Consider the following 26,773-nt stretch of genomic DNA (forward strand, 5'->3'; position numbering starts at 1 on the left):
ATACTACAGACGGGGCGCCAGGGTCTCAGAGATCCAACGTCAGGCCCGAACCTTCTGCGGCGCGGGACACGCAGGTCAGCATCATCCCGGCAGCCCGCTCCGGATCGGTCAGCAATGTGTCGCGGTGATCGACGGACCCCGCGAGCACCCGGATCCGGCAGGTCCCGCAGAAGCCTTGCTGGCAGGAGTACGGCGCGGTGACGCCGGCCCGGCGAAGCGCAGCGAGCAGAGTCTCCTCGGCGAGCACCTCGACCGTTTCGCCGCTGGAGGCCGCCGTGACCCGGAACGGTCTGCCGTCGACAACCGGGGGCGCCGCAAAGCGTTCGAAATGGAGTTCGACGTCGTCGCGTCCGACCAGGGCGGACCTGATGGCGGTGAGCATCGGGGCGGGCCCGCACGCATACACCGCGGTACCCGAGGGGCAGTCGCCGAGCAGTTCGACGGCCGACGGCAACCCGCTGCGGTCGTCGGTGCGGACCTCGACGGCCGCGCCGTAGCCCACGACCTCGTCGACGAACGGCAGGCTGTCGAGGGAACGGCCGGTGTAGACCATCGACCAGTCGATGGCCAGGCGGCGGGCCGCAGCGAGCATCGGCAGGATCGGCGTGATGCCGATACCGCCTGCGATGAAACGGAATCGGCGGGCGGGGGACCCGTAGCCGGGCACGGTGAGGGGGAACGCGTTGCGCGGACCGTGCGTGTGCACGGTCGACCCCACCGGCAGGGCGTCGTGCACCTCCACCGATCCGCCGCCGCCGTCGGGGATGCGCCGTACCGCGATCCGGTATTCAGATGCGGCAGCGGGGTCACCGCACAGCGAGTACTGGCGCACCGCGCCGCTGGGCAGGTGCACGTCGAGGTGGGCGCCGGGATACCACGGCGGCAGAGGGGTTCCGTCGCCGGAGGTGAGCGTCAGCTCGACGACGTCCTGGTCTCGTGCCACGGTGCGCCGCGCGGCGACCGTCAGGCCGAAGGTGTCCGGTGCAGTCTCGGGCGGCCGGATGCGCCGCACCGCCGCCGACAGGGCGAAGAGCCCCGAGATCGCCGAATCGGCCAGGCTCAGCGTCGGGTCGTGCCGCATCCTTCCCGACGCGCTCGGCGGGACCCGGCGGTGGCGCTCGAAGAGTCTCATCACAGGTGTGCGGCGCGCGCCGCCGGTGAGGTGGCCAGATAGGCCACCGCCTGGGCGGTGGAACCCAGCTGCTCCGGCGAATAGCCGGGACGGAAATAGCCGAGCGTGCTGGAGCCGAAAAGGTTGCGGTACAAGGGGAGTAGGCCCAGTTTGGAGTCACGCATGCGCATCTTGTTGAATGTCCACCAGGTGGCATCCACCGTGGGGTCGTGCTTCACCAGATACCAGGCCGCCCGCTGGAAGAAGACGAACAGCATCGTCGCCGACATCGCCATCGCGCGGATCCTCGCGAAGTAGCTGTCGTGAAAGTAGACGGCGACGTCGTGGGCGACGCTGCGGTGTTCGACCTCTTCGCTGCCGTGCCAACGGAACATGTCCACCAGCGTCGGGTCGGCGCCGTGGTCGTCCCAGGAGCAATTCAGCGCGAAATCGCCCATGACAGCGGTGTAATGCTCGATCGCGGCGATCAGCCAGAGCCGGTCGCACAGGTGATTCATCCGGCGGGCTTCGTCGACGGCACCGTCCAGCGGAGCGAGTACCCCGCTGAACAGATGTTCGATCTGGTCGAGGATCGGCGTCGGGTCCACGCCGTGATGGACCATGAACTCGTGCAGGACCTGATCGTGCACGTCGGCGTGGGTGGCTTCCTGGCCGATGAACCCCCGGATGTCGTCTGCCAGCTTGGGGTCTTTGACCATCGGAAGTGCCTCGTTGAACGTCTCTACGAACCAGCGCTCACCTGCGGGCAGCACGATGTTGAGCACGCTGACGACGTGCGAGGCCACCGGATGGCCGGGGATCCAGTGCAGCGGCACATCGGCGACGTCGAAGTGCACCTTGCGGGCCTGGATCTGGACGGGACCGGGATCGATCTCCGCGGCGAAACGGCGCGGTCGCAACATTGCGGCTCCTGTTCGTCGGTGAACTCAGCAGAGTTTACGACGAAGCAGCCCCGTTAGTGGGAACGCGGGTACCGGTTAGATGACTGCGGACCTCAGGGCTGCGGCGACGTGTTGGCGATGATCGGCGCGCCGCCACCCTGCGGGACGTTCTGCACGATGCCGGGAGCGGGCGGCGCCATCCCGGCGCCGGGAGCGCCCGCGATCGGGACCAGCGGAGTCGGGGTGACGGTGGTGACGCCATTGGCTCCGACGGTCGGTCCACCGGTCGGACCCATGGCTTTGATCTGGTCTGCTGCGGCCTGCGTGCAGTCGAGCATGAGCAGCATGCGGCCGCCGCTGGTGACTTTCTGCGAACCGACCAGGCAGGACGACTGGGGCAGCACACTGCCGGTGGATCCGCCGAAGTAGGCCTTGACGCCCTGGCTTTTCAGGATCGCCAGCGCGCGCCCGTATTGCTCGCCGATGACGTTGGAGGGATGAGCCGCTGCACCCGGCTGTGGTTGCGACATCGCCACACCGGTGCCGACCAGCGCGGCTGTTCCGGCGGCGAGCAATCCGCCGCTGAGCGCAACGAACTTGTTCACGACAACTCCCTCGGGTTCGGTATGCGGTGCGAACATATCGCAGCAGTGACGAATGTGAAACCGCTGCAGCGGGCGTCGGTGTTACACGCCAGCCGCGTTCGCGCTGTCAGGGTGCCCACATGTTGACCTGACTCTGATGCCGAGAAGGTATCAACCTATGCCGAAAACGGCTTGGACAGGTATCGACCGATCTGCCTAGCTTATGACGTGACGCCCACCACACCTGTGCGTGCCGCGGATGTGGACCACACGGAACAAGGAGTGACCCCATGAACCTGGCCCTGCCCACCTCTCTCAAAGGCGGCTTCGCCGTGCTGGCAGCCGTCGGCCTGGCGGTGACCGGTTGCAGCGGAGTGCAGAGCTCCACCGGCGGCGAGTCGGGCGGCGACTACCCGTCGGGGACGGTCGAGATGTACGTCGGCGCATCGGCGGGTGGATCCAGCGACCTGATCAGCCGCGCGGTTTCGAAAGGACTGTCCGACAATCTCGGCGCCTCCTTCCCGGTCATCAACCGCGAAGGAGCCAACGGCGCACTCGCCGCAGCCGAAGTCGCCAATGCCACACCGGACGGCTCCAAGATCGCGATCCAGAATGCGTCGCTGTTCACGATCACCCCACTGGCCGTCGCCGAGAACGAGGTCACCAACCTCGACAGCTTCGACGTCGTGCAGGGCGTATCCCGCGACGACTACGTCCTTGTCACCAATCCGGCCAGCGGATACCGCACGCTGGAGGACATCAAGCGCGCCACCCGCGTGGTCCGATACGGGACCACCGGGGTCGGGACCGGCGCCCAGCTCTCGGCCGCACTGCTGTTCAAGACCAGCAATGTCAACGCCCAGGCCGTCCCGTTCGACGGCGGCGCACCGGCGCTGGCCGCAGTTCTCGGAAATCAGGTCGACGTCGCGAGCATCCAGGTCGGTGAGGCCATTGAGAACATCCAGTCCGGCAAGCTCACCGCACTGGCGGTATTCGGGCCCGACCGCATCGCCTACCTGCCGGATGTGCCGACGGCCAAGGAACAGGGTCTCGACGTCGAGGTCACGCAGTACCGCTTCATGACCGTGCCCAAGGGCACCCCGCAGGAGGTGCGCGACCGGCTCGTGGAAGGGATGAAAGCCACCTTCGCCACCGAGGAGTACAAAGCCTTCAACGAGCAGAACAGCCTCACCCCGATGGAGATCCCCGGCGACGAGGTCGTCGCGGCGCTCGAAGAGGACCGGCAGCGCTACGCCGACCTGGTCCAGCAATACGGCATCAACCTGCGCAACGAGGCCTGAGCCGTGACCGAACCCGCGCCGCACCCCCACACCCGCGACCTCCTTGCCGAGATCGAGGCCGAAGTCGCTCACGAGCTGGAGGAGGAGCGGCCCACCCCCGGCGAGCCCGTCTATCAGACGGTCGGCGCGTTGGTGGGGCTCGCGATCGGCCTCGGCGGCGGAGTGCTTGCGTTCCGCTACGGCCTCGGGTCGCTGAGCGAACCCGGCCCCGGGCTGTGGCCGTTCGCCGTCAGTGTCATCGTGGCCGTGCTGTCGGCGGTGCTGTTGGTGACAGGTCGCGGGTTGACCGACAGCGAAGCCTTCACCCGCAGTAGTCTGCTCGCCGTCGCCGGCATGGTCACGTTCGTCGTATTCGGTGTTCTGTTGCCGCTCACCGGCTTCGAGATCCCCGCGCTCGCGCTGTGCGTGATTTGGCTGAGGTTCCTCGGCGGGGAGAGCTGGCGCAACACCGTGGTGATCAGCGTGGTGACGGTCGCCGCCTTTTATTTTCTTTTTCTTTACGGCCTGCGGATTCCGTTGCCGCACTTGATATCTCTGTAGAGGCGACGCACGAAATGGATTTCACCGCATTCCTGGACGGGTTCGCTCTGGTCATTGAACCGAAGAACCTGCTCTACTGCCTGGTTGGCGTGCTGATCGGCATGGTCATCGGCGTGCTGCCCGGCCTCGGGCCCGCGGCCACCATCGCGATCCTGCTCCCGATCACCTACACCATCGATCCGGTGTCGGCGATCATCATGCTGGCAGGCATCTACTACGGCGCCCAGTACGGCGGCACCATCACGTCGGTGCTGTTGCGGCTACCCGGCGAGGCGTCGTCGGTGGTGACCGTCTTCGACGGTTTCGCGCTGGCCAAACAGGGCAGAGCCGGCACCGCGCTCGGCATCGCGGCCATCGGTTCCTTTGTGGGAGCCACGATCTCGATCATCGGGCTGACCTTGTTGGCGCCGGTGGTGGCCAGCGTCGCACTCGATTTCGGCCCGCCCGAGTACGCGGCGCTGGCACTGCTCGGCGTGCTCCTCGTCGCGACCATCGGCAGCGGCAACAAACTCAAGGCCTTGATCGCCGGAGCGATAGGCCTGCTACTCGCCACCGTCGGACGCGACAGCTTCACCGGCGCTTCGCGTTTCACCTTCGACAGCCTGCAGCTCGCGGATGGAATCGACTTCGTCGTCGTCGCGATGGGGCTGTTCGGCGTCGGCGAAATCCTCTACAACCTCGAACAGCGCCACCGCAAGGTCGCACCGCCTGCAAAGGTCGGAAACGCGTGGCCGTCGCGCAAGGATCTGCGGCAGTCCTCGGGAGCCATCGGGCGCGGGTCGATCATCGGCTTCGTGCTGGGGGTGCTTCCGGGCGGCGGTGCGGTGCTGTCGTCGATCGTGGCGTACGCGACCGAGAAGCGCCGCAGCAAGACCCCGGAACGCTTCGGCCGCGGTGCGGTCGAGGGCGTCGCGGCTCCCGAGACGGCCAACAACGCGGCGGCCACCTCGTCGTTCATCCCGCTGCTCACCATCGGCCTGCCCGCCAACGCGACCATGGCGATGCTGTTCGGGGCGCTGCTGATCCTCGGGGTGTCCCCGGGCCCGCAACTCGTCGACGAGCATCCCGACGTCTTCTGGGGCGTCATCAACTCGATGTACATCGGCAACATCCTGTTGCTGATCCTGTCGGTGCCGCTGGTCGGGATCTTCGTCCGCATCCTGCGGGTGCGGCCTGCGATCCTTGCGCCGATCACGGCTCTCATCACGCTGCTCGGCGTCTACACGATCAACAACTCGACGTTCGACATCTTTCTCATGGTGGCTTTCGGCATCGTCGGATATCTGATGAAGAAGGCCGGGTTCGACCCCGGGCCGATGGTGCTGGCATTTGTGCTCGGCTCGATCATCGAGTCGAGCACCAGGCGGTCACTTCTGATCTTCGGCGGCGACCCGACCGGGTTCGTCACCCGGCCCATCTCCGGTGTGCTGTTGGCCGTGTTCGTCGTGCTCGCCGTGCTGCCACTGGCCCGACACCTGCTCAAGGGTCGCAGGCAATCGTCGCAGCGCGACGAAACCGCCTCGGAGAACGACAAACTCGAAGTTTGAGGGTCAGCGGCCGGAGTCGAGGCGGCGACGGGTGTTGCCCAGGTGCACCCGCATCGCCGCCCGGGCGGTGTCCACGTCACCCGCCACGACAGCGGCGGCGATGTCGGCATGCTCGCGTCGCACCCGCTCGGCGTGGTCGGCGTGCACAATCGAATGCTCTTCGCCGAGGCGGGTGCGGGCGAGCATGATCGTCATCGGCCCTAGAGAGTCCAGCAGATCGAGGAAGAACCGATTGCCGGAGGCCTCGGCGACAGCGCGGTGGAAGCGGAAGTCGGCCTCCACAGCGTCTTCGGGTGGCGCGTCCTCGAATGCCGCGAGCGCTGCGCGCACCGAGTCGCGTTCCGATGCGTCGGCCCGCGCCGCAGCCAATGCCGCGGCCTCGCTTTCGATGCCGAGGCGCAGATCGACGACGTCGAGGACGTCGCGCTGGGTGCGGATCTCGACGGGTCCGATCGTGAAGGCCGTCGAGCGGGGGAGGGCGAGTACATAGGAACCGCGCCCCTGGAACGTCTCCACCAGGCCCTCGGCCCGCAACCGGGTCACTGCCTCGCGCACCACGGTGCGCGACACACCGAACTCCTCGATCAGCTCCGCCTCCGACGGCAATTTCTCGCCTGCAGGGAGATCACCGGCGAAGATCTTGTCCTTCAGGCCTTCGACGACTCGCGCCGCCATGGTGGTCGTCATGACCGTCTGTCCTTCGCGCAAGCGCTCATCACCACCACATCATGGCGTGCCGAACTCCGCCGACTCCACGGTGAGAGCCCTCATCCGTTCGCTGAGCGTGAATCCGAGACCCGGCCGCTCCGGCAGCCACATCCGGCCGTCGTGGATGTCGATGCGCTCGTCGAACAGTGGGTTGAGCCATTCGAAGTGCTCCACCCACGGCTCGGTCGGGTAGGTCGCGGCCAGGTGCAGGTGGATTTCCATGGCGTAGTGCGGCGCGAGCGCGAGACCGGCGTGCGAGGCGAGTGTGGCGAACCGCAGGAATGGTGTGATGCCGCCGATGCGCGGGGCGTCGGGCTGCACGATGCCCCGGTAGCCCGCGTCGATGAGGGCCATGTGCTCACCCACCGACGTCAGCATCTCGCCGGTGGCGATGGGGGTGTCGAAGGTGCGGCTGAGATCGGCGTGCCCGACCGCGTCCCACGCGTCGAGGGGCTCCTCGATCCAGATCAGGTCGAACTGTTCGAGCTCGCGGCACATGCGGCGGGCGCGGGCGCGGTCCCACTGCTGGTTGGCGTCGACCATCAGCGGGGCGTCGCCGAGGTGCTCGCGCATCGCCGCGACCCGCGCCAGGTCGGTCTGCCAATCCGGTTGTCCCACCTTGATTTTGATGCCGCCGATGCCAGCGGACAGCGAAGCGCCGGCCTTCTCCTTGATCTCCTCGACCGAGGCCTGCAGGAATCCGCCGGAGGTGTTGTACACGCGGCACGAATCGCGGTGTGCGCCAAGCAGCTTGGCCAGCGGCAGGCCGGCGCGGCGGGCCTTGAGGTCATAGAGCGCCACGTCGAGGGCGGCGATGGCCTGAGTGGCTGTTCCGGACCGGCCAACCGATGCGCCCGCCCACAGCAGCGACTGGTAGATGCGGTCGATATCGGACGGGTCTTGGCCGATCGCGACCTCGGCGACCTCCTTGAGGTGCGTGTACTGCGCCTGCCCGCCGGCGCGCTTCGAGTAGCTGAAACCGGTTCCGGTGTGGCCGTCTTCGGTGAGGACCTCGACGAAGAGCAAGACGGTCTCGGTCAGGGGTTTCTGGCGTCCGGTCAGCACTTTGGCGTCGCTGACCGGAGTCTCCAGCGGCAGGACGACGTGGGACAGCTTCAGGTGGCGGATGCGATCGGACACGAGAGACCTCGACTCAGTTGTATGACAAGTATCGCAACTCATCATACAAGTACATGTGGCGACGAGGAAGGGACCTTCCGATGGGTCAGCTGCGCGGCGTGACCGCGGATCGCATCGCCTCGCACAACGCCGCCGCCCTCGGGTCGGCGAAGATGTCCTCGAGCAGAATCTGCTTACCCGTGGGGCCGCCCAGCGGCACCCGCCAGTTGGGATATTCGTCGGTCGTGCCCGGCTGGTTCTGGGTGCGCACCTCACCGACTGCGTCGGCAACAGACAGGGACAACAGCCGCGACGGCGTACGCCCGAGGTAGCGGTGCAAGGCGAGCACGACGTGGTCGGTGTCCTCGTCACCGTCGGCGAGCAGCCCGACGCGCCGCAGCTCGGCGAGCCAGGCGTCCTGATGGGCGCGGTCGCCGGCCAGCTCTTCGTCGGCGGTGCGGGTGAGCAGGCCGAGTTCGTCACGCAGCCGCACGTGCTCGCCGGCCAGATACCCCGCGGTCGGCGGGAGGTCGTGTGTGGTGACCGCCGATAGGCAGTACTCCCGCCACCGGTCCGCAGGCAGCGGCTCGCGGCCTTCGTCGGTCATCTCGAACCAGAGGATCGAAGTGCCGTACAGCCCGCGGTCGCGCAGATAGTCGCGCACCCACGGCTCCACGGTGCCGAGATCCTCGCCGACGACGACAGCGCCCGCCCGGTGCGCCTCGAGGGCGACGATGCCGATCATTGCCTCGTGGTCGTAGCGCACATATGTGCCGACCGTGGGTAGCGACCCCTTCGGAATCCACCACAGCCGGAAGAGTCCGATGATGTGGTCGATCCGGACGCCGCCTGCATGCCGCAGCACGGCGCTGACGAGAGCTCGGAACGGTTCGTACGCCGCGTCGGCCAGCCGGTCGGGGCGCCACGGCGGCTGCGACCAGTCCTGACCCAGCTGATTGAACTCGTCCGGCGGAGCTCCCGCGGTGACGCCCAGTGCCAGCACGTCCTGAAGCGCCCAGGCGTCGGCGCCGTTCGGATCGACGCCCACGGCGAGATCGTGCATGATGCCCAGCTCCATGCCCGCCTGCACGGCGGCGTCCTGGGCGGCCGACAGCTGTTCGTCGACCAGCCACTGCAGCCATCGATGAAAGTCCACTTCAGCGGCGTGCTGTTCGGCGAACTCGGTCACCGCGTCGTTGCGTGGGTGCTGCAGCGCCTCCGGCCACTGGTGCCAGTCCGCCCCGTAATGCTCGGCCAGCGCGCACCAGGTCGCGAAGTCGTCGAGGCTGCGCCCCTGCCGCTGTTGGAATGCCTGGTAGGCGATCTGGCGGCCGTCCGACAGTTCGACCAGGTACAGCGCCTCCAGTGCGGCACGCTTGGCCTTCCACGCGGCGTCGCGGTCGATCTGCGTCGACCGGTTGGCGCGGGCCTGCACCTGCGCCTGGGCCTTGCGGATGCGGCCGCGGTGCCGGATGTAGGCGAACTCGGGCACCGCCTCGACCCGCAGGTACAGCGGATTGACGAAGCGCCGCGACGTCGGCAGGTACGGCGACGGTTCCATCGGAGCGACGGGTGCTGCCGCGTGCAGCGGGTTGGCGAGCACGAAGCCCGCGCCGTACCGGGCCGCCGACCACACGGCGAGGTCCGTGAGGTCGGTCAAATCTCCTATGCCCCATGACTTTCGGGAGCGGACGCTGTAGAGCTGGGTGGCCAGCCCCCATGTCCGCCCGGTCGCCAGCCGAACGGATCGCAGCAGCGTGGACGGAGACACGATCACCGTGGTGCTGATGTCGGAGGGGCCGACCTGAAGATGCAGCCGGTGATAGCCGATCGGCAGGTCCGCGGGTAGCTCGAAGGTGGCCTCGCCGACCAGCCTGCCGTCGAGATCATAAGGCGGTCTGTTGTTTTCGAGTTGCCGAATGCCGGTGCGCACGCTGCCGTCTTCGAGCCGTAGCCACAGCCTGGCCGGGTCGCCGTGGGTGACGTGAACCCAGAACGGCGTGGTGGCGCCCGAGCGCCCGACGATGGTCGGCGGCAAAGGGCGGGCCCAGTGATCGCGATCGTGTGCGGCCAGGGCATCGGCGCGGTCGGCTTCGGTGGCGGCCGCGACGCCCAGCGCATCCAGTACCGCAATCAGGGTCGGGGCGGACACCGCAACTGCCCGGTGGGTCCAATCGGTGTATTCGGTCGCCACCCCGAAGCGCTGTGCCAGTTCGATGAGCGATTCGGGCAGCGCGGTGTCATCGGACATGGCGCCAATCTTGCCCTGTAAAACCCGTTCGCAAATGTCGAAGACGTCGAAGGTAGGGTCGACCATCATGGCGTCTGAACCGCCGACCGGCGGCGAGGGTCGTCACGGGCGAGCCAGGATCGCCGCCGCCGCGCTGTTCCTCACCAACGGTGCACTCTTTGCCAACTTGCTGCCGCGTCTCCCCGAGATCAAAGCCGACCTCGACATGTCGAACGCTGCCTACGGTGCGGCGGTCGCGTCGTTCTCCGTAGGGGCGTTGCTGGCGGGCCTGACCGCGGGTGCGCTCGTGCGGCGTTTCCAGTCCGCGCGTGTCGCCGTCGCCACGACGGTGGCGTTGGCGACGCTGATCGTCGTCGCCGGGGTGGCCGCGACACCCCTGGCCTTTGCGGCCGCCCTGCTGTTCGCAGGCGCGTGCGACGCGATCACCGATGTCGCCCAGAACGTCAACGGCCTTCGCCTGCAACGCGACTACGGTCGGTCGATCATCAATTCGCTGCACGCGATCTGGGCGGTGGGGGCGATCCTGGGCGGGCTGATGGGCGCGGCCGCCATCGCGCTCCACATTCCGCGAGGAATCCACCTCGGGTTCGCGGCGGTGCTGTTCTGCGGCGTCGTCGTCGGCGCCTACCCACATCTGCTGCGCGGCCCCGACCACGACGGCCACCCCGCGACGCAGAACGACGGCGGCGCGAAGGCGGGCGGGTTGATCTACCTCACGCTGGCGGCCCTGGTCGGAATTGCCGTGGCGGGTGCGACGGTCGAAGACGCCGGCTCGTCGTGGGCCACCCTTTATCTGCGAGACAGCCTGGGTGCCCCCGGGCCCGTCGCGGCGCTCGGCTACGTCGCCCTCGTCGGGTTCATGTTCGTCGGCAGGATGATCGGGGACCGGCTCGTCGACCGGTTCGGCGACCGGGCGGTGGCCCGCGCCGGCGGCGCCCTCGCCGCGGTCGGAATGGGCGTCGCGCTGGCCTTCCCGACGGTGCCGGGAACCATCGCCGGGTTTGCCGCCGCCGGCCTCGGGGTCGCCACAGTGGTGCCCGCTGCGATGCGTGCCGCCGACGAGTTGCCCGGGCTGCGGGCCGGCACCGGGCTGACCCTGCTGACGTGGCTGATGCGTCTCGGCTTCCTCGGCGCGCCGCTCATCGTCGGCGTGGTCGCCGACGCCAGCAGCCTACGCATCGGACTGCTCACCGTTCCGGTGGCCGGCGTCGCGGTGATACTGCTCGCCGGGGCGCTCAGCGCGCGGCGGCACTGAACAGCTTCCAAGCAGGGAGAATGTCGGTGCAGCACGCCGCTGGTACACTGGCGTACCGATTAGTCGAAGGAGCTCGGCATGACCGCGGAGGCGACCGCCCGAAGTTCGAAGAACGACCGCCCCGTCGTGGACACCACGAACGGGCCGGTGAGGGGCGTCGACGACGGAATCGTCAAATCCTGGAAGGGTATTCGTTACGCCGCGGCCCCCGTCGGGGAACTGCGCTGGCGCGCCCCCGAGCCGCCGGCCGCCTGGACCGAGCCGGCGGACGCGGCACGGGTCGGGCCGGTGTGCCCTCAGCCCACCGACCCCAAGATTCCCCTCGACCTCGGCGCGCCACAGGGCGAGGATTTTCTCGTCCTGAACGTATGGGCGCCCTCGGGCGCGCAGCCCGGGGACGACAAGCCGGTAATGGTCTGGGTGCACGGCGGCGCCTACGTGCTCGGGTCGGCGAGCCAGCCGCTGTATCACGGCCGTGCGCTGGCCACCGGGGGCGACGTCATCGTCGTCACCGTGAACTACCGGCTCGGCGCACTCGGCTTCCTGGAGCTGTCCACGGTCGGTGACGACACCCGACGGTTCGCGACCAACGTCGGTCTTCGTGACGTCCTCGCCGCGTTGCAGTGGGTGCGCGACAACATCGCTGCCTTCGGCGGCGACCCGCGCAGGGTCACGCTGTTCGGTGAATCGGCGGGCGGGGGCATCGTCACGTCGCTGCTCGGTAGCCCGGCCGCGGCGGGGCTGTTCAGTGCGGCGATCGCCAAAAGTTCCCCCGCGACATCGACCTACGAACTCAGCCGCGCCGGCAGGGTCGCCGAAAGGTTCCTCGAGGTGCTCGGCGCCGGAAGGCACGACCTCCCGGCGCTGGCCGACGCGCCGCTGAAGACTCTGATCGAGGCGTCGCGGACGGTGTTCAACGAGGTTCCGGTGCGCAAGCCCGGCACTCTCGCCTTCACCCCGACCGTCGACGGCGACCTGCTTCCGGACTACCCGGTGAACCTGGCCAGAGACGGCAAAACCCACGCCGTCCCGCTGATCATCGGCACCAACAAGAACGAGGCCGCGCTGTTCCGGTACATGAAGTCGCCGCTGATGCCGATCGCGCCCGACTCCATCAAGGCCATGTTCAACGAGATCGCCGCCGAGCAGCCGGGACTGCCGCTGCCCACCGAAGATGTTCTGAAAGGCACCTATCGCGGCCGCGGAAAGGCCAAAGGCCTCGGCCTGACCAGCGATCTGGGTTTCCGCATGCCCTCGATCTGGTTCGCCGACGGCCACCGCAAGGTAGCGCCCGTGTACCTCTACCGGTTCGACTTCGCGACGCCGCTCTTGCGACTCGCGAGGCTGCACGCCGCCCACGCCACCGAACTTCCGTTCGTGTGGGGCAACCTCGGCTCGGGCCGCAAGGATCCGACGTTCGCGCTCGGCGGCCGCAAGGCGGGCACCGAGGTCTCGCGGCGGATGCAGACCCGCTGGGCGAACTTCGCCACGCACGGCGTACCGGACGGCCCCGCAGATGAACCGCGCTGGCGGCCCTATGACGACGACGACCGCGCGACGCTGGTCATCGACAAACACGACACGGTGGTCGACGACCTGGACGCCCATGTGCGCCGCGCCTGGGGCGACGACGTCCTGAGCTTCCTGTAACCGCCGTACACTCACCTCGGAGGTGCTCGCCGTGGAGTTCCTGGATTTCCTTCCGCCGCAGATGCGCGACCCCGTGCTGTTCGCCATCCCTTTCTTCCTGCTGCTGCTCATCATCGAATGGACCGCCGCCCGCAAGCTTGAGCATCTCGTGTCGGAGGACGGGACCCCCGCGAACGGCGCCTATCACGCCAGGGATTCGTGGGCCAGCATCTCGATGGGACTGGTGTCTGTGGCCACGATGGGCGCGTGGAAGTTCGTGGCGCTGTTGGGATATGCCGCGATCTTCGCCTATGTGGCGCCGTGGCAGCTGTCGGCCTCGCAGTGGTACACGTGGGTCATCGCAATCGTGGGTGTCGATGTGCTGTTCTACGCCTATCACCGCACGGCGCACCGGGTCCGGTTGATCTGGGCCACCCATCAAGCCCACCACTCCAGTCAGTACTTCAACTTCGCCACGGCGCTGCGCCAGAAGTGGAACAACAGCGGCGAGATCCTGATGTGGCTGCCGCTGCCGCTGCTGGGCGTCCCGCCCTGGATGGTGTTCTTCAGCTTCTCGCTGAGTCTGATCTACCAGTTCTGGATCCATACCGAGCGCATCGGAAAGCTCTGGCGGCCTTTCGAATTCATCTTCAACACGCCGTCGCACCACCGCGTCCACCATGGGATGGACCAGCTCTATCTCGACAAGAACTATGGCGGGATCCTCATCATCTGGGACCGGCTGTTCGGCAGCTTCCAGGCCGAGCAGTTCCGTCCCCACTACGGCCTCACCAAGCCCGTGAACACCTTCAACATCTGGAAACTGCAGACGCGCGAGTATGCGGCCATCGGTCGTGATGTGCGTGCCGCGCGCGGACTGCGCACCAAGCTCGGCTACATGTTCGGCCCACCCGGTTGGGAACCGGCGAATGCGCCCAGCCCGGCCAGGAAAGCCCATGCCACGTCGTAATGTGGCGCGAGTGGAGACCGTCTTCGATGCCCCTGTCGACCCCGCGCTGATCGACCGATCACTCGCCGAGACCACGCTCGGCTCAATGTGGCTGGACGTTCCCCGTCCGGAATTCCCCTCGACCGCCGGCCCCGTCACGTGCGACCTGCTCGTCATCGGCGGGGGATACACCGGTCTGTGGAGCGCCTTGCACGCGGCGCGGCGTCACCCCGACCGCCGCGTCGTGCTCATCGAGGCCGACCGCATCGGATGGGCCGCCTCCGGCCGCAACGGCGGATTCGTCGACGCGAGCCTGACTCACGGTTACGAGAACGGAAAGACGCGCTGGCCCAACGAGATCGACACCCTCGAGGCAATGGGCCTGGAGAACCTCGACGGGATGCAGGCCGAGATCGCCGACCTCGGCATGGACGTCGAGTGGGAGCGCACCGGCATGCTCGGCGTCGCCACCGAACCGCACCAGGTGCAGTGGCTCCAAGACGCCGCAGCCGAGGGCCACGGCGATTTCCTCGATCTCGAACAGGTCCGTGATCAGGTGCAGTCGCCGACCTTCCTCGCGGGACTGGTGAGCGCCGATTCCTGCGCGATCGTCAACCCCGCGAAGCTGGCGCTGGAACTCGCGCGAGTCTGCCGCGAGGCCGGAGTCGAAATCTACGAGCACACCACCGCGTCGCGCATCGAGACCGGCGGCGCTGCGGTACGCGTGTACACCGACGGATCGTCGATCCTGTGCCGGCAGGTCGTGCTGGCCACCAACGTGTTTCCTAGCCTGCTGAGGCGCAACCGGCTCTACACCGTGCCCGTCTACGACTACGTACTGGCCACCGAGCCACTGACCGACGAGCAGATGAGCCGCATCGGATGGCGCGGCAGGCAGGGGATTGGCGACTCCGCCAACCAGTTTCACTACTACCGGCTGAGCCAGGACAACAGGATCGTCTGGGGCGGCTACGACGCCGTCTACCACTTCGGCAGGCAGGTCAAATCGTCCTACGAAGAGCGGCAGCAGAGCTATCGCCGACTGGCCGCTCACTTCTTCATCACCTTCCCGCAACTCGACGATGTCCGGTTCACCCACCGGTGGGCGGGCGCCATCGACACCAACACCCGGTTCTGTGCCCACTGGGGGCTGGCGCGCGAAAGCCGGGTCGCCTACGTCAACGGCTTCACCGGACTCGGCGTCGGGGCCGCCCGGTTCGCCGCCGACGTGTGCCTGGATCTGCTGGGCGGCACGCCGACACCACGCACCGAGTTGGAAATGGTCCGCAAGAAGCCGTTGCCCTTCCCGCCGGAACCGCTGGCCAGCGTCGGCATCCAGGCCACCCGGTGGTCGCTGGACCGTGCCGACCACAGTGCCGGACGTCGCAATCTGCTGTTGCGAACCCTCGACGCCGCGGGTCTCGGATTCGACTCCTGAGGTCGCTTTTTGACAACTCGCGTGTAACGCCGCTTTATCTAACCGCGATGACCCAGTTACACCAGCCCTGCCTTCGGGTACTGGTGAATCGGGTCATCACGGGTCGGAGGGGCAGTGTCTTTTTCAAGGTCTGTATCCACGTCCGCACGGTCGCCGAGGCGGCTGATGCAGCTATTGGTGGCGCTGTTCGCCCCGCTGTTGGCCGTCGCGCTCGCCTCGTCAGCCGCGCATGCGCAGCCCGGCGTTCTCGTCTTTCCCGGGATGGAGATTCACCAGGACACCGTGCTGTGCACGCTCGGCTACGTCGATCCGCAGACGCGCATTGCCTACACCGCGGGGCACTGCCGCGCCTCAGGCACCGTGTCGGACAGGTTCGGAACCCCGATCGGCACACAGGGCACGTTCCGTGACAACACGCCCGACGGAATGACGGTCGACACCAATCACCAGATCACCGACTGGGAGGTCATCCACCTGCACCCCGGCGTGATGGTCAACAACGTGTTGCCCGGCGGCAAGGTGCTGGTGACCGATCCGGCAGTGCTGCCCGCAAAGGGAATGCCGGTGTGCCACTTCGGCGTCGTCACGGGGGAGAGCTGCGGCACGATCGAGTCGGTCAACAACGGATGGTTCACGATGGCCAACGGCGTGGTGAGCCGCAAGGGTGATTCGGGCGGCCCGGTCTACACCACGCTTCCCGACGGCCGGACCGTCTTGATCGGCCTGTTCAACAGCACCTGGGGCACCTTTCCCGCCGCGATCTCGTGGCAGGTCGCCAGCCAGCAGGCTCAGGCGGACACCATCTCCGCCGCCTCGGCCCAAATCCCGCCCGTGGCCCCTTAGCCGACGAGCTCGAACACCGGGATCGACGGCGCCGCACGGTTCATCTCTTCGCGGGTCGACCGCGGCGTCAGGCCGCCGATGTGCCCCTTGACCTGCCAATACCAGCGGTCGAGATAGGGCTTCAAAAGGTCCGGCTTGGCGCTGTCGGGCACCTCGACGACGCCGTGCGTTCGGGAACGTCGACGTGGCCCCACCTCGACCTCGCCGGCGGACCTCGCATTGCGCGCCCACTGGGTGTTGCCGCGCGGCGACACGAGGTAGCGGCGTCCCTCGACCGTCAGCACGTTGACCACGACTCCGCGGAGCCGACCACTCGTGCGGCCGCGGACCTGCACCGCGGTACTTCCTTGAATGCTGATCCCGACCTCGGCGAGCCTGCGGATCGCTTCGTTGAAGATCCGCGCTCCCCGTCCGGGGTGGTCGTAGCGCTCTGCCATGTCTCTCCCTTTCCCTATCGAGAGCACTGCTCTCTTTTCTTACAGTGGCAGGCTTGGCCGAAAAATACAAGAGCACCGATCTCGTTTTGTGCCACACTGCAGCAGTGGGCAAGCGGCAGGATTCACGGGAGCGGATCGAACGCGAGATCGTCGATCTCGGCCGCAGGCAACTCGTCACCGAAGGGGCTGCCGGCTTGTCGCTGCGCGCCATCGCCCGCGATCTGGGAATGGTGTCCTCGGCGGTCTACCGGTACGTCGGCAGCCGCGACGAACTGCTGACTCTTCTCCTCGTCGACGCGTACACCGAGTTGGCCGAGTCCGTCGAAGCTGCCCGCGACACACGTTCGGGGAGCTGGCGCGACAGGCTGGCTGCGATGGCGCACGCGGCCCGATCATGGGCGGTGCAGTCCCCGGCGAGCTGGGCACTGCTGTACGGCAGCCCCGTCCCCGGATATCACGCGCCGAGGGACAGGACCGTAGAACCGGGGACCCGGGTCGTCGGCGCGCTGTTCGGCGTCTTTGCTGAAGGAATCGCCGCAGGCGAGGTCACCACTTCGGAAATTGCAGTGCCGCAACAGCTCTCCAACGACTTTGACGGTCTGCGCGCCGAATTCGGTTTCCCGGGCGGCGACGGCGCGCTCGCCAGGTGCCTGACCCTGTGGGCGGCCCTCGTCGGCGCAATCAGCCTCGAGGTCTTCGGCCAGTACGGGCCGGACACGTTCGCAGATCCGGCACCGGTGCTCGACGCCCAGGTGAGAATCCTGACGGACATGTTGTGCCGATGAGCCCGGGTGCAGGATCCCGCCGCCCTCCCGGCCGGGGTGAACTAGAACACGTTCTAGCTTGTGTCGCCCCGGGGCGATATTCTCGACTCGATGCTTGACCAGACACCTGTCCAGATTGCCTGGGTGACCGGCGACCTCGCCGCCACCGAGGCGACGCTGACGGCGCTGCTGGGGGTCAAGAAGTGGGTCCGCATGCCCGGAGTGCACTTCGGCCCCGATGCGTGCACCTATCGCGGCAAGCCGGCTGACTTCGTCGCCGACATCTCGCTGAGCTACGCCGGTGACACCCAGCTCGAGGTGATCGCCCCGGTGCAGGGGCCCAGCATCTACACCGAGTTTCTCGACCGGTGTGGCGCCGGGCTGCACCACGTGTGCATGGCGGCTCCCGACCCCGAGAGCTTCGAGGCTGCCGTCGCCGCTGCCGAACGCCAGGGCACTCCGGTCGTCATGGCCGGCGCCATGCCAGGCGGAATGCGGTTCGCCTACGTCGGCGCCGAGCAGTCAGGCGTGCCCTTCGTCGAATTCGCCTACATACCACCGGAGATCCACGCGTTCTTCAGCCACATCAAAGAGGAGCAGAATTGACCATCAACATCCCGGATACCGTGCGCGCCGCCGACGTCACCTCGTGGTCGGACGAGGCCGATGTCGTGGTTCTCGGGTTCGGCATCGCGGGCGGTTGCGCCGCTGTCAGCGCGGCCGCAGCGGGCGCGCGCGTCCTCGTGCTGGAAAAGGCCGCCGCCGCGGGCGGGACGACGTCCATGGCGGGCGGCCACTTCTACCTTGGCGGCGGCACCGCGGTGCAGCAGGCCACGGGCCACGAAGACTCGGCCGAGGAAATGTACAAGTACCTCGTCACCCAGTCCCGACACCCCGAGCACGACAAGATCCGCGCCTATTGCGAGGGCAGCGTCGAACATTTCAATTGGCTTGAGGCGCTTGGCTTTGAATTCGAGCGCAGTTACTACCCGGGCAAGGTCGTGGTGCCGCCGGGCACCGAGGGCCTGTCCTATACCGGCAACGAGAAGGTCTGGCCGTTCTGCGATCAGGCCAAGCCGGCGCCGCGCGGTCATTCCGTGCCGGTTCCCGGTGAACTCGGCGGCGCCGCCATGGTGATCGACCTGCTGGTCAAGCGCGCCGCCGACCTGGGTGTGCAGATCCGCTACGAGACGGGAGCCACAGCGCTCGTCCTCGACGACGACGGAGCGGTCGCGGGTGTGCGGTGGAAACACTTCACCGAAACCGGTGATGTCAAGGCGAAGTCGGTGATCATCGCCGCCGGCGGCTTTGCCATGAACTCCGAGATGGTCGCCGAGTACACCCCGGCACTCGGGCAGGAACGCAAGACCAAGCATCACGGCACGGTGGCCCCCTACATCCTGGGCAACCCGAACGACGACGGATTGGGAATCGGCCTCGGAGTCTCGGCAGGAGGTGTCGCCGCCAACATGGACCAGTTGTTCATCACCGCCGCGGCCTACCCGCCGGAGATCCTGCTCACCGGCCTGATCGTGAACAAGGACGGCAAGCGATTCGTGGCAGAGGACTCCTACCATGCGCGCACGTCGGCCTTCGTCCTCGAACAACCGGAGCAGACGGCCTATCTGATCGTCGACGAGGCGCATACCGAGATGCCGGAGATGCCGCTGATCAAGTTCCTCGACGGTTTCGAGACGATCGAGGAACTCGAGACCGAACTCGGCATCCCGGCAGGTAATTTCGCGGCGACGCTGGAACGCTACAACGCCAACGCCGCTCAAGGTTCGGATCCCGATTTCCACAAGCAGCCGGAATACGTTGCACCGCAGGACAACGGTCCGTGGGCAGTGTTCGACCTCTCGTTGGGCCGGGCGATGTACTCCGGCTTCACGATGGGCGGGCTCACCGTGTCGATCGACGGTGAGGTGCTGCGGCAGGACGGCAATCCGGTGCCCGGCCTGTACGCGGCCGGGGCATGCGCGTGCAACATCGCCCAGGACGGCAAGGGCTACGCCAGCGGCACCCAGCTCGGCGAGGGTTCCTTCTTCGGCAGGCGGGCGGGAGAACACGCCGCACGCCGCGTGCGCGAACGGGCCGGGGCGCAGACCGGGCACTGAAGCCGTGACTAGCCGATAATCCCTTGGTGACCCCGCCGTCTCCGGAACGCAACGTCGGCGTCATCGGGGTGGCGCGGCGCCTGTTGCACGGGCATTGGCGGGCCATGACGGTGGCGATGACTGCTGCGGCGCTGGCCAGCGCTGCAGCATTGGCGCAACCGCTGATCGCCGGTCGTGCGGTCGACGAAGCGTCTGCGGGTGCAGTTTCGTCGCGATCCGCCATCCTGCTTGCGGTCACGTTCGCGGTCGCCATCGTCGCCGAGGCATCCGACACGTACCTGTTCTATCGGCTGGGCGAGGCCGTGGTGTTCGACCGGCGACGCGACTACGCAGCCCACCTGATCGCCCTGCCCGTGAGCGAGCTGGACCGCCTGCGAGCGGGAGACCTGGTGGCCCGCGCCATCGCCGACACCACCGAGATGCAAGAGTTTCCGCGCAAGATCAGTCGCGTGGTGATCGGAACATGCACGCTGGCGGTGGCAGGCACATTGATGATCCGCATCGATGCGCTGCTTGCCGCCGCGGTGTTGACCGTCGTGGTGACCACGTTTCTCGGCGGTAGCCTCCTGCTGGCCAAGGCCGGTGCTGCCGCCGCAACCCGCCAGCGGGCTGTGGGCGAGTACGGAGCGCGACTCGAGCGAACGCTCGGCGCGATCCGCACCGTGAAAATGTCTGGCGCGCAACGACGTCACAGTGAGGTGATCGGTTCAGCCGCCGCCGAAGCCCGACGCGGGGGAATGCGACTGGCCGGCCTGGCGGCCCTCTCGGCGCCGGTGATGCGGATGACGGCGACAGGCTCGCTCGTCGTGGTCCTGGTGGTCGGAGCAACCCGCGTGTCCGCCGGCGCGATATCGGTCGGCGAGCTGGTGACCTTGTTCCTGTTGTCGCTGTACTCGCTGGCGCCGCTCCAGGATGTCTACCAAGGGTTGACGTCGATGCATACCGCGGCGGCGGCCGACGCACGGATCCAGCAGATCCTCACACTGCCCACCGAGACCCTCGAACCGAGCCCCGGCCCGTTGACCGACCTTCCGGCGGCGACCGCAGTGCCCGCTCTGGTCGAGGCAGAAGGACTTGGTTTCGCGCACGGCAGTCACCGGGTGCTCGACGGCGTTTCGTTCACGGTGCATCGAAACCAGGTGACAGCGCTGATAGGGCCGTCGGGCAGCGGGAAGTCCACTCTGCTGGCGTTGCTGTGCCGCTTCTACGAGCCCGACGAAGGTCGGCTCGTCTTTGACGGTCGGCCCTACCCGCAGCTGGCCCTGCCTGAACTGCGGCGTCGAATCGCGTTGGTAGAGCAGGACAATCCAGTGCTGCACGGGTCGCTGCGCGACAATCTGGCAATGGCGTGCCCCGACGCCTCAGACGAGGACATCTACGGCGCACTTCGAAAAGTCAATCTCGACGGGTTCGTGGACGCTCTGCCCAGCGGTCTGGACACCAATGTGCTCGACCGGGGCCGCGCACTGTCGGGCGGGCAGCGTCAACGGGTGGCGATCGCGCGGGCCCTCTTGTCCCCGGCCGAACTCATTCTTCTCGATGAGCCCACCGCCCACCTCGACCGTGACAACCTGTCGGCGATGATCGACACGTTGATACGTCAACGCGAACACCGCAGCCTGATCATTGTCGCGCACCACCGTGCCACGCTTGCCCACTGCGACCAGATCCTCGTCGTGGAGAACCGCGGGATGGCCGTAAAGCGGGCCAAAGGGAACCCTCCCAATGACGCGTCTTCTCTAGGCCCTGGCCATCGTGAGGTGCTTTAGAAGCCAACGCTGGGAGTAGTCCAGCCATTGGCGGTAGTGACCCATTGCGCAGTGATCGTCGTCGGGATAGAGCAGCAGGGTGGCGTTGGTGGCGGCGTGGGCCAGGTCGCAGCTGTCCTGGGTGCTCATCAGGGTGTCGTGGTCACCATTGATCACCAGGAGCGGAATCGTGATTTGCGGGTACAAATTCCGGATGGACAACGCTCTGAGCTTGCCCACCAGGTCGATTGGATGAGCGGCGCCGACGGTCTTGGCCAAGGCGTGCAGGATGACCTGAGGCGTGCCCAAAGCGCTGCCATGGAAAGATCGGTGTGTCGGCGCGCCGCAGGCGATCGCACAGGCCAATCGGTCACTGGTGGCGGCCAGGCGCGCAGTCCAATATCCGCCAAAGCTGACGCCCACCATCGCGATCCGGTTGGCGTCGAGCCGTTGATCGGCGGCGAGATGACCGACTACCTGGTGATCGACCTCCTCGGATTTCGGGCTCATCGGATCGGTGTAGGCGTAACTTCCGGGCATCTCCATCAGGAACATCGCCATGCCCGAATCGCGATAGCGCAGTTGCGGAATCGCCAGTTCCTGGACGGTGCCCTCAAGCCCGTTGGTGGTCAACACCACCGGATGAGGACCCGAACCGGGCGGCACGATGAGATAGCCGCGGACGGCTTCACCGCCGGCGAGCGGGACCTCGACGCGTTGGACGGTGAGTCCCAGCGCAGGCACCAACGCCGCGGCCAGTGCATCGAAGAGGTGCCGCGAACGCCAGTAAGCCTGGATCCGGTGAGGGCCGTGGCCGGGAAATGCGCTGACCTGGTAATACGTGATCGCCTTCACCCACGCATCAATCGCACTCAACGCCAACGTGATTCGTTCACGATCATCGGCAGGTGCGTGCGCCTCGACGATTGCGGCGAGCGCGCCCGTGTCCGGCTGTGGGCCGTGATCGGCGAACAGAACGGCGGCGGGAGCGATCCACGCGGTCAGCCCATCAATGTTGTCGGCAGCGGTTGCAGCGTTCGGCTTCGTGAGGTCGGGCACGGTGGCGGAGTCGGTTCCGGCCAGGCTGCTCAGCAGATCGGTGGCTCGCCGGGCGTAGCCGCTGGCGATGGGGTTCCAGTAACTGCACCACCGGTCGTCGCGGAAGGACCGTGCCCCGCGGACCTGCCGCGCGAACACGGCGGTGTCGAGCCCACCCATGTTCGCATAGCGCAGCACGAACAGGGCCGGCAGAAACGGCGCCGCCCCGGTCCAACGGGCAAGCAGATCCGTGCTGCGAGTGGCCGCACACATCGAGACGGCGAGCTTGTGCAGCAGGGCGGCTTTTGCCATCAGGACGTCCTTTCCGAGTGTGGTGCGGGTGCCTGCGTTTGCGAATCTCCTCACCAAAGGCGGAACGATTGTTCCGACAGTAGCATCGTCGCGCGATACAGTGGAACGACTGTTCCGCCCGACGTGAGGATCGATTCTCGGTGAGGCTCAGACGTGTACGCGCCGCCATGTTCAATGCGACGACGTTCCCACTTTCGGGCCACACTGTCGACTCATGACCAGCCCTGCATCAGCCGGACAGGCCCCACGCACGCTACGCGAAACCAACCGCGAAGATCTGCGGGACCGGCTGCTCAATAGTGCCGAGGAGCTTTTCGCCGATCGCGGCTACTTCGGCGTCGGCGTGCGTGACATCACCGACCATGCCGGCACCCGCCTCGCTTCGGTCAGTGAACAATTCGGCGGCAAGGAAGGCCTCTTTCGCGCCGTCCTGCTGCGCCGCATCCAGCCGCTCAATGAAGACCGTCGCATCCGCCTGGCCGGCCTACCCGCTCGCGGGAGCCGAGCACGGCGGCTGCGAGCGCTGATCGATGCGTTCACCGAACCGATGCATCAACGAGCTGGTGATCCGGCGTGGGACAACTACTTTCGCTTCATTGCACAACTCGCCAACTCCGGGCACCGCATCAGGCGGTTGATCGCGGAGGACTACAACACCATTGCCGCCGACTTCATCACCGCCCTGCGGGACCTGTTCCCCGACGCGGACGAGGCGGCCATCCACGACGCCTACCTACACCTCGTCGCAGCCACCATGCACACCTACTCCAACAATCTGCGCCTCGACAGCCTGACCTCGGGCCGGATGCGCGCCCGCGACATCGACGCACGCCACTGCGCGCTTATCCGATTCGCCCAAGGCGGAGTCATCGCTCTGGCCACTCCGCGCACTAGAAAATCTGGTAAGCCTGCCGACTGATCGCAAAGCCATGCCCAGTTGCGTTGTCTCGACACGTGATTCCGGATTCAGCGCTGTCGCACTGAATGCTTCCGGAGGCGATGGCGTCGCCGTACGCTAGGGCCTCACCGTAGCCAAGCGCGGTGTCTCCGGCGCAGACGAACCGGGCCTGCCCGTCGGAGAGGATGAGCCCCTGCCCGAAATCGATTTCGGAATAGCAGTCGGCGGGCCGCGGCGGCAGCGGCCAGTCGCGTTCGGCGATGTCGCACCGCACCGTCGTCGGGTCGATGTAGCAGCCCACATTGCCGCTCGGCGACTGGAAGCCGGTCAACTCGGTGACGAGCTTCGGCGGCGTCTGTGTCGGGATCCCGTGCGGCGACGCCCCGGCGATCGGCCCCTGTGCACCGGCGGCGATCACACCCGCTGACACCGCGAGTGCACCGAATGTGACCCGAAACATGTTTTCTGACATCCGATTTCGGAGATCAGTCCCGAGGCGGCAGGGCAGCCACCGTGTCAGGCGTGTCGAGGTGCCGCGCATACCACCCCATGTAGCCGTAGCCGGTACTGCTGTCCGACAGATAGTTCCGCTGCCCTGTGTGACTTCGCGGGCATCGCCGACGTGAGACACCTGCGGCGACGAGTAAGGCATAGATGACATTGTAAATCCCCCAGTGAGTTCGTGAATTGACAACAGGGTAATCGACTTTACACGCATTCGCAGGAAATTCTGCAGCTAATAATGCCGGCTGTTCCGCGGTGGCCCGTCAGCAGACCCGATCAGCACCGGGTTTCCCGCGGCGCTCAGGTGGCGCAGCCACACCTCGATCTGGACCGCCGAATAGAGCTGGGCCACTGATCCACTGCGCCCGACGGAGTGCAACGCCCGACTCCACGTGTCCGCCTCGACATACCCGCGTTGGACAATCAGCGGGTTGTCGCGTAGGTACTCCTGCCAGCGGGGATGGCGCCGAAAGCCGTTCACGACGGCCTCATCCGCGATCGTCTTCGAACGCCGGCGCAGAACGCTGTCACTGACCACCCCGGCGAACGCATATCGCTGCACAGCCCGGTCGATGCGGGGGTCCACACCCACCTCCCACGGCGTACGGATCGCCAGCTCCACCAGAGCAGGAGCCAGCAGCGGATGCCTTGTGTCCGCAGTTCGCGAGGGAATTATTTGACGGCTTCGCGCGAACTCGGCACACCTCACCACGTTTTCCACGGCGGCCTGCGCGTGTACCGACGATGCCCGTAGGGATGTCGTGCGGTCGGTTCTGTCCTGCAGGCGGTACGCGTCGACATAGGCCCGAGCAAGCCATGGCGCCATCGCAGACAGGGGTCTCGGCGGGTGCAGCGTCAGCGTCCGCCCCTCCCGCCAGCGACGCAGCCCGTCGATCGCACTGCGGCGCAACCAGAATGTCGCGGACCGCCTCACGTCGGACTGCGCATCCCAGGCCTTCATCTCCTTGTGCAGACGCGCCCACCGGCCGGTGCGCAGCAGGTCGGCGAGATACCACGGCAGAAGTCCCGCCAGGAACACCGCGTCGCCGCCCTCTCCGGTCAAGATCGTCGATGCGCCGAGTCGAGCCGTGATGTCGTCCTCGGCCTCAGTCGACGCCCAGTTGAGGATCCGGCGTGAGGGAGCGGCGAGGAAGGTGCCGAAATCCGGTCCCGCAGCGAAGATCCCGTGCTTGGTGGCGTCGATCGGATGCCACCGAACCGGCGTCGCTTGAAGCGCCTCCTGAATCCACGCCGACTCGTCGCTGCCCGGCGAGCCGGGGTGGACGAAGCTCACCGCCTCCACCGGCGCCTGACGGGCGGCGACGGCCAGCACGGTGGAGGTGTCCAATCCCCCCGACAGCTCGACCGCAGCGACACCGTGGGTGGGCATCGCTCCGGCGACAGCACCCTCGACGGTTGTGCGTAAACGCTCTTCGTGCTCGCGCGCGGTGCCGGGGATAGGTGCGACCGTCGGACGCCAACCCCCTGTCACTGTCAGGCGGCCACTGCGCCACGCGGCGAATTCACCCATGCCGAGGCGCCGGATGGTGCGGTAGGGCGTCCGAGTGCCAAGGTGGATGCCTGCGGCCAGAAGATCGGCTAAATACTCCTCGTCGAGTTCACGCCACGCGCCTGTTTCGCGCGCAAGGGCGCCGAGGTCGGTCGACACCACGATGCCGGACGGTCGAGTTGCGATGTACAGCGGGCGCAGACCCATCTGATCGCCCATGAGCACGGCGTCGGAGTCGGCCACCCTCAGCGCCGCGTACTCGCCGATCACACGCTCGGTCACCGCTGTGCGCCAGCGACGCCAGGCGGCCGACACGATTCGGCCCGCCGAGGCGCGACGGTCGAGACCCAATTCCGCACATAAGCGGGCCGGTTCGGCGAGATAGCCGTGGAACCACACGGAAGCGCCGTCCGCGACCTCGGCCGCAGGCCACCCTTGACAAACGGCGTTATCAGAGAGGGCCACCAGAAAGCCCTGCAGCGGCGACGATTTCGGGGTCATCAGGCGGTTGCGATCGTGGCGTAGCGCAGCAGCGATCCGGGGCTCTCGTCGAGCGGAACGCCGTCGAGCTCCACCCATGCGTGCGCCTCGAAGGGATCGAGGGCGACCCCGATCACGTGCCGCACCGGCCATCCCGCCATCCGCAGGAACCTGGTCAACGCCAGCGAGCGCGGAAGGCAGTCCAGCGGAGCCTCACGAGCGGGATAGAGACCATCGGCCTTCCGGAATTGCCGCACCACACGCTCCACCGCGTGACGAGGTGGACCGCAATCGGCCAGGGGGCCGGTGTACTTGACGTAAGCGTCCGCGAAACTCGCCTTCAGGTCCTGCTCGGCCCCGACCCGTTCACGCAGCGCACGCCAGACCGACGGGCGGCGTCGCGGCATCGGGACCGCCGGCGATCCGGTGCCCGGCGCTGCGGCGTCAAGGCGCCCCGCGGCCCGCTGCGCCGCAGCGAACTCCGCCAGGTCTGCGGCGAACACCGACTCGGGTACTCCGTAATCGGCCGCCATCTTGGCGATGTCACGCTCAGCGGGGTCGCGCAGCAGTTGCTGCCACATCTGTGTGCCGACCTCGTCGACCACGTCGTAGGTGCCGGCCAACACGTCGAGCAACACCAATCGTTCCGCGATCTCGACGCAGCGAATGTGCGCGCCGCGGAACAGTTGAGGCAGCGTCGACGCCGCGCCGATGTCTGACGAACCGAAACCCACCACGCGACCAACTTAGGGCAACGTCGGCATCCATCGGGCGTGACCATGTCGGAC

General features: G+C 67.1%; 24 protein-coding genes. 13 read left to right on the top strand and 11 right to left on the bottom strand.

The features are described 5' to 3' along the window. Nucleotides 1-25: 25 nt before the first annotated feature. The 3 genes from AWC12_RS26235 to AWC12_RS26245 all read right to left on the bottom strand — a co-directional run bounded on the left by AWC12_RS26235 (nt 26) and on the right by AWC12_RS26245 (nt 2,618). On the bottom strand, nt 26-1,132 hold the full coding sequence (locus tag AWC12_RS26235; RefSeq protein ID WP_024447791.1) for a PDR/VanB family oxidoreductase: 1,107 nt from the start codon (nt 1,130-1,132) through the stop codon (nt 26-28). Further along, entirely contained in the window at nt 1,132-2,034 is a 903-nt protein-coding gene (locus tag AWC12_RS26240) for a metal-dependent hydrolase (protein WP_024447790.1), read from the bottom strand. Before AWC12_RS26240 ends, AWC12_RS26235 begins: the two co-directional genes overlap by 1 nt. Nucleotides 2,035-2,126: 92 nt before the next feature. Then, nucleotides 2,127-2,618: a hypothetical protein gene (locus tag AWC12_RS26245; protein ID WP_024447789.1), complete on the bottom strand. Its 492-nt coding sequence runs from the start codon at nt 2,616-2,618 to the stop codon at nt 2,127-2,129. 269 nt (nt 2,619-2,887) lie between these two features. Here AWC12_RS26245 and AWC12_RS26250 point away from each other — a divergent pair, with 269 nt between their 5' ends. From AWC12_RS26250 to AWC12_RS26260, 3 genes are read left to right on the top strand one after another with little or no spacing between them, the layout of a single operon-like run. Continuing rightward, nucleotides 2,888-3,898 carry a Bug family tripartite tricarboxylate transporter substrate binding protein gene (locus tag AWC12_RS26250; protein ID WP_085177966.1) on the top strand — a complete coding sequence of 337 codons (1,011 nt, stop codon included), beginning with the start codon at nt 2,888-2,890 and terminating at the stop codon, nt 3,896-3,898. Between the two features lie 3 nt (nt 3,899-3,901). After that, nucleotides 3,902-4,438, top strand: a complete 537-nt coding sequence (locus AWC12_RS26255) for a tripartite tricarboxylate transporter TctB family protein (protein ID WP_234814166.1) — start codon at nt 3,902-3,904, stop codon at nt 4,436-4,438. Between the two features lie 14 nt (nt 4,439-4,452). Then, complete coding sequence (locus AWC12_RS26260) at nt 4,453-5,985, top strand: tripartite tricarboxylate transporter permease (RefSeq protein ID WP_085177967.1); 1,533 nt, start codon at nt 4,453-4,455, stop codon at nt 5,983-5,985. Nucleotides 5,986-5,988: 3 nt separating this feature from the next. Here AWC12_RS26260 and AWC12_RS26265 read toward each other — a convergent pair whose 3' ends face one another. The 3 genes from AWC12_RS26265 to malQ are packed head-to-tail and all read right to left on the bottom strand — an operon-like array spanning nt 5,989 to nt 10,063. Then, a complete protein-coding gene (locus tag AWC12_RS26265; protein ID WP_024447785.1) occupies nt 5,989-6,672 on the bottom strand; it encodes a FadR/GntR family transcriptional regulator in 684 nt (227 codons plus the stop codon). A 39-nt stretch (nt 6,673-6,711) separates the two neighbouring features. Next, a complete protein-coding gene (locus tag AWC12_RS26270; protein ID WP_412093759.1) occupies nt 6,712-7,875 on the bottom strand; it encodes an L-talarate/galactarate dehydratase in 1,164 nt (387 codons plus the stop codon). A 43-nt stretch (nt 7,876-7,918) separates the two neighbouring features. Then, nucleotides 7,919-10,063 carry a 4-alpha-glucanotransferase gene (gene malQ / locus AWC12_RS26275; RefSeq protein ID WP_085178049.1) on the bottom strand — a complete coding sequence of 715 codons (2,145 nt, stop codon included), beginning with the start codon at nt 10,061-10,063 and terminating at the stop codon, nt 7,919-7,921. A 67-nt stretch (nt 10,064-10,130) separates the two neighbouring features. Here malQ and AWC12_RS26280 point away from each other — a divergent pair, with 67 nt between their 5' ends. The 5 genes from AWC12_RS26280 to AWC12_RS26300 all read left to right on the top strand — a co-directional run bounded on the left by AWC12_RS26280 (nt 10,131) and on the right by AWC12_RS26300 (nt 16,177). Next, complete coding sequence (locus tag AWC12_RS26280) at nt 10,131-11,318, top strand: MFS transporter (protein ID WP_085177968.1); 1,188 nt, start codon at nt 10,131-10,133, stop codon at nt 11,316-11,318. Nucleotides 11,319-11,396: 78 nt separating this feature from the next. Next, the gene (locus AWC12_RS26285) at nt 11,397-12,968 is read left to right on the top strand and encodes a carboxylesterase/lipase family protein (protein ID WP_085177969.1); all 1,572 of its coding nucleotides are present in this window, start codon (nt 11,397-11,399) and stop codon (nt 12,966-12,968) included. A 61-nt stretch (nt 12,969-13,029) separates the two neighbouring features. After that, nucleotides 13,030-13,917: a sterol desaturase family protein gene (locus AWC12_RS26290; RefSeq protein ID WP_051226812.1), complete on the top strand. Its 888-nt coding sequence runs from the start codon at nt 13,030-13,032 to the stop codon at nt 13,915-13,917. A gap of 10 nt (nt 13,918-13,927) precedes the next feature. After that, nucleotides 13,928-15,334, top strand: coding sequence for an NAD(P)/FAD-dependent oxidoreductase (locus tag AWC12_RS26295; protein ID WP_024447779.1), 1,407 nt, complete (start codon nt 13,928-13,930; stop codon nt 15,332-15,334). Between the two features lie 165 nt (nt 15,335-15,499). Further along, entirely contained in the window at nt 15,500-16,177 is a 678-nt protein-coding gene (locus AWC12_RS26300; RefSeq protein WP_024447778.1) for an Rv1815 family serine proteinase, read from the top strand. On the opposite strand, the gene AWC12_RS26305 is transcribed toward AWC12_RS26300, so the two are convergent. Further along, nucleotides 16,174-16,614 (bottom strand): nitroreductase/quinone reductase family protein, encoded by a 441-nt coding sequence (locus tag AWC12_RS26305; protein WP_024447777.1) that lies wholly within the window; start codon nt 16,612-16,614, stop codon nt 16,174-16,176. The genes AWC12_RS26300 and AWC12_RS26305 overlap by 4 nt on opposite strands. A 104-nt stretch (nt 16,615-16,718) precedes the next feature. On the opposite strand from AWC12_RS26305, the gene AWC12_RS26310 reads away from it, so the two are divergent. The 4 genes from AWC12_RS26310 (at nt 16,719) to AWC12_RS26325 (ending at nt 21,264) form a co-directional block, all read left to right on the top strand. Beyond that, entirely contained in the window at nt 16,719-17,399 is a 681-nt protein-coding gene (locus tag AWC12_RS26310; RefSeq protein WP_024447776.1) for a TetR/AcrR family transcriptional regulator, read from the top strand. 90 nt (nt 17,400-17,489) lie between these two features. Beyond that, nucleotides 17,490-17,984 (top strand): VOC family protein, encoded by a 495-nt coding sequence (locus AWC12_RS26315; protein ID WP_024447775.1) that lies wholly within the window; start codon nt 17,490-17,492, stop codon nt 17,982-17,984. Continuing rightward, nucleotides 17,981-19,495, top strand: a complete 1,515-nt coding sequence (locus AWC12_RS26320) for an FAD-binding protein (protein ID WP_024447774.1) — start codon at nt 17,981-17,983, stop codon at nt 19,493-19,495. Before AWC12_RS26315 ends, AWC12_RS26320 begins: the two co-directional genes overlap by 4 nt. Before the next feature lie 26 nt (nt 19,496-19,521). Further along, a complete protein-coding gene (locus AWC12_RS26325) occupies nt 19,522-21,264 on the top strand; it encodes an ABC transporter ATP-binding protein (protein ID WP_024447773.1) in 1,743 nt (580 codons plus the stop codon). Here AWC12_RS26325 and AWC12_RS26330 read toward each other — a convergent pair. Beyond that, nucleotides 21,235-22,593, bottom strand: a complete 1,359-nt coding sequence (locus AWC12_RS26330) for an alpha/beta hydrolase family protein (RefSeq protein WP_133057383.1) — start codon at nt 22,591-22,593, stop codon at nt 21,235-21,237. The two genes, AWC12_RS26325 and AWC12_RS26330, sit on opposite strands and share 30 nt — an antisense overlap. A gap of 214 nt (nt 22,594-22,807) precedes the next feature. Between AWC12_RS26330 and AWC12_RS26335 the strand changes: the two genes are divergently transcribed. Beyond that, nucleotides 22,808-23,512: a TetR/AcrR family transcriptional regulator gene (locus AWC12_RS26335; RefSeq protein WP_024447771.1), complete on the top strand. Its 705-nt coding sequence runs from the start codon at nt 22,808-22,810 to the stop codon at nt 23,510-23,512. Here AWC12_RS26335 and AWC12_RS26340 read toward each other — a convergent pair. From AWC12_RS26340 to AWC12_RS26350, 3 genes are all read right to left on the bottom strand, one after another. Then, entirely contained in the window at nt 23,484-23,951 is a 468-nt protein-coding gene (locus AWC12_RS26340; protein ID WP_081660072.1) for a DUF6636 domain-containing protein, read from the bottom strand. The genes AWC12_RS26335 and AWC12_RS26340 overlap by 29 nt on opposite strands. A gap of 276 nt (nt 23,952-24,227) precedes the next feature. Further along, the gene (locus AWC12_RS26345; RefSeq protein WP_024447769.1) at nt 24,228-26,006 is read right to left on the bottom strand and encodes an asparagine synthase-related protein; all 1,779 of its coding nucleotides are present in this window, start codon (nt 26,004-26,006) and stop codon (nt 24,228-24,230) included. Next, entirely contained in the window at nt 26,006-26,722 is a 717-nt protein-coding gene (locus tag AWC12_RS26350) for a lasso peptide biosynthesis B2 protein (protein ID WP_024447768.1), read from the bottom strand. The genes AWC12_RS26345 and AWC12_RS26350 overlap by 1 nt, the downstream gene beginning before the upstream one ends. Nucleotides 26,723-26,773 lie beyond the last annotated feature (51 nt).

Origin of the sequence: Mycolicibacterium iranicum (assembly GCF_002101705.1) — a bacterium.
GTDB lineage: Bacteria > Actinomycetota > Actinomycetes > Mycobacteriales > Mycobacteriaceae > Mycobacterium > Mycobacterium iranicum.

Coding starts and splice junctions, on each gene's coding strand:
- AWC12_RS26235 (WP_024447791.1), bottom strand. CDS start 1,132: ATGAGACTCTTCGAGCGCCACCGCCGGGTCCCGCCGAGCGCGTCGGGA.
- AWC12_RS26240 (WP_024447790.1), bottom strand. CDS start 2,034: ATGTTGCGACCGCGCCGTTTCGCCGCGGAGATCGATCCCGGTCCCGTC.
- AWC12_RS26250 (WP_085177966.1), top strand. CDS start 2,888: ATGAACCTGGCCCTGCCCACCTCTCTCAAAGGCGGCTTCGCCGTGCTG.
- AWC12_RS26260 (WP_085177967.1), top strand. CDS start 4,453: ATGGATTTCACCGCATTCCTGGACGGGTTCGCTCTGGTCATTGAACCG.
- AWC12_RS26265 (WP_024447785.1), bottom strand. CDS start 6,672: ATGACGACCACCATGGCGGCGCGAGTCGTCGAAGGCCTGAAGGACAAG.
- AWC12_RS26270 (WP_412093759.1), bottom strand. CDS start 7,875: ATGAGTTGCGATACTTGTCATACAACTGAGTCGAGGTCTCTCGTGTCC.
- malQ (WP_085178049.1), bottom strand. CDS start 10,063: ATGTCCGATGACACCGCGCTGCCCGAATCGCTCATCGAACTGGCACAG.
- AWC12_RS26280 (WP_085177968.1), top strand. CDS start 10,131: ATGGCGTCTGAACCGCCGACCGGCGGCGAGGGTCGTCACGGGCGAGCC.
- AWC12_RS26285 (WP_085177969.1), top strand. CDS start 11,397: ATGACCGCGGAGGCGACCGCCCGAAGTTCGAAGAACGACCGCCCCGTC.
- AWC12_RS26290 (WP_051226812.1), top strand. CDS start 13,030: ATGCGCGACCCCGTGCTGTTCGCCATCCCTTTCTTCCTGCTGCTGCTC.
- AWC12_RS26300 (WP_024447778.1), top strand. CDS start 15,500: ATGCAGCTATTGGTGGCGCTGTTCGCCCCGCTGTTGGCCGTCGCGCTC.
- AWC12_RS26305 (WP_024447777.1), bottom strand. CDS start 16,614: ATGGCAGAGCGCTACGACCACCCCGGACGGGGAGCGCGGATCTTCAAC.
- AWC12_RS26315 (WP_024447775.1), top strand. CDS start 17,490: ATGCTTGACCAGACACCTGTCCAGATTGCCTGGGTGACCGGCGACCTC.
- AWC12_RS26330 (WP_133057383.1), bottom strand. CDS start 22,593: ATGGCAAAAGCCGCCCTGCTGCACAAGCTCGCCGTCTCGATGTGTGCG.
- AWC12_RS26335 (WP_024447771.1), top strand. CDS start 22,808: ATGACCAGCCCTGCATCAGCCGGACAGGCCCCACGCACGCTACGCGAA.
- AWC12_RS26340 (WP_081660072.1), bottom strand. CDS start 23,951: ATGTTTCGGGTCACATTCGGTGCACTCGCGGTGTCAGCGGGTGTGATC.
- AWC12_RS26345 (WP_024447769.1), bottom strand. CDS start 26,006: ATGACCCCGAAATCGTCGCCGCTGCAGGGCTTTCTGGTGGCCCTCTCT.